Annotated in this window: 1 protein-coding gene; it reads left to right on the top strand. The window is 63.7% G+C overall.

Going from position 1 to position 2,042, the window contains the following annotated elements:
• Window positions 1-106: 106 nt before the first annotated feature.
• On the top strand, window positions 107-2,042 hold a 1,936-nt coding region (locus tag ACQKP4_RS28960; RefSeq protein ID WP_427637430.1), incomplete at its 3' end, for a 2Fe-2S iron-sulfur cluster-binding protein.

The following is a 2,042-nucleotide window of genomic DNA, read 5'->3' as shown; positions in this document are numbered from 1 at the left end:
AACGACATGCACATCAACAAGCTTTTACTTGCAGTAGCTATTGGCGCGGTTCTGTCGGCGTCTACCGTATTGATTCCGGACAGCCTGTCCGGGATACCGCAACAAAGTGCTGAGCTTCACCTTCAACGGCCAGACCTACAAAGGCTTTGAAGGCGATTCCCTGGCCGCAGCCTTGCTGGCCAACGGCGTCGACATCATCGGTCGCAGCTTCAAGTATTCCCGTCCGCGCGGCATCTTCGCCGCCGGTGCCGAAGAGCCGAACGCGGTGCTGCAGATCGGCGCCACCGAAGCCACGCAGATTCCCAACGTGCGCGCCACGCAACAAGCGTTGTATCAAGGTCTGGTCGCCACCAGCACCAACGGCTGGCCGAGCGTGAACAACGACATGATGGGGATTCTCGGCAAAGTCGGCGGCAAGCTGATGCCGCCGGGTTTCTACTACAAAACCTTCATGTACCCGCAATCGTTCTGGATGACTTACGAGAAGTACATCCGCAAGGCTGCCGGCCTTGGCCGTTCGCCGACCGAGAACGACCCGGACACCTACGACTACATGAACCAGCACTGCGACGTGCTGATCGTCGGCGCCGGCCCTGCTGGCCTGGCCGCTGCACTGGCCGCTGCGCGCAGCGGTGCTCGGGTGATCCTCGCCGATGAGCAGGAAGAGTTCGGCGGCAGCCTGCTCGACTCCCGCGAAAGCCTCGACGGCAAGCCTGCCAGCGAGTGGGTCGCCAGTGTGATCGCCGAGCTGAAAGACACCCCGGACGTGCTGCTGTTGCCGCGCGCCACGGTCAACGGTTACCACGACCACAACTTCCTGACGATTCACGAGCGCCTGACCGATCACCTCGGCGACCGCGCGCCGATTGGCCAGGTCCGTCAGCGCATCCACCGGGTTCGCGCCAAACGCGTGGTCCTGGCGACCGGCGCTTGCGAGCGTCCGCTGGTCTACGGCAACAACGACGTGCCGGGCAACATGCTCGCCGGCGCTGTCTCCACTTACGTGCGCCGTTACGGCGTGGCACCGGGCAAGAAACTGGTGCTGTCGACCAACAACGACCACGCCTACCGCGTTGCCCTGGATTGGCTCGACGCCAGCCTGCAAGTGGTGGCCATCGCCGACGCCCGCAGCAACCCGCGCGGTGCGCTGGTGGAAGAAGCCCGCGCCAAAGGCATCCGCATCCTGACCGGCAGCGCTGTGATCGAAGCCCGTGGCAGCAAGCACGTCACCGCTGCTCGCATCGCCGCGATCGATGTCAAAGCCCACGCCGTGACCAGTCCTGGCGAATGGCTCGATTGCGATCTGGTCGCGACGTCCGGCGGTTACAGCCCGGTGGTTCACCTGGCTTCGCACCTGGGCGGCAAGCCGACCTGGCGTGAAGACATCCTCGGTTTCGTACCGGGCGAAGCACCGCAGAAACGCGTGTGCGTCGGTGGCATCAACGGCGTCTATGGCCTCGGCGATTCCCTGGCCGATGGTTTTGAGGGTGGCGTTCGCGCCGCCAGCGAAGCCGGTTTCAGTGTGGTTGAAGGCGTGTTGCCAAAAGCCCTGAGCCGTCTCGAAGAACCGACCCTGGCGCTGTTCCAGGTGCCGCACGAGAAAAACACCGCACGGGCGCCGAAGCAATTCGTCGACCTGCAAAACGACGTCACCGCTGCCGCCATCGAGCTGGCGACCCGCGAAGGCTTCGAGTCGGTCGAGCACGTCAAGCGCTACACCGCGCTGGGCTTCGGCACTGATCAGGGCAAGCTCGGCAACGTCAACGGCCTGGCGATTGCTGCCCGTTCGCTGAACGTGACCATCCCGCAGATGGGCACCACCATGTTCCGCCCGAACTACACGCCGGTGACTTTCGGCGCCGTGGCCGGTCGTCACTGTGGGCACATCTTCGAACCGGTTCGTCACACCGCGTTGCATCACTGGCACGTGAAGAACGGCGCCGAGTTCGAAGACGTCGGGCAGTGGAAACGTCCGTGGTACTTCCCGAAAAACGGTGAAGACATTCACGCCGCCGTGAAACGCGAATGCAAAGCCGTGCGCG

This window comes from Pseudomonas sp. NPDC086278, assembly GCF_050280905.1.
Lineage (GTDB): Bacteria > Pseudomonadota > Gammaproteobacteria > Pseudomonadales > Pseudomonadaceae > Aquipseudomonas.
This window is presented reverse-complemented; position numbering and strand designations above follow the sequence as displayed.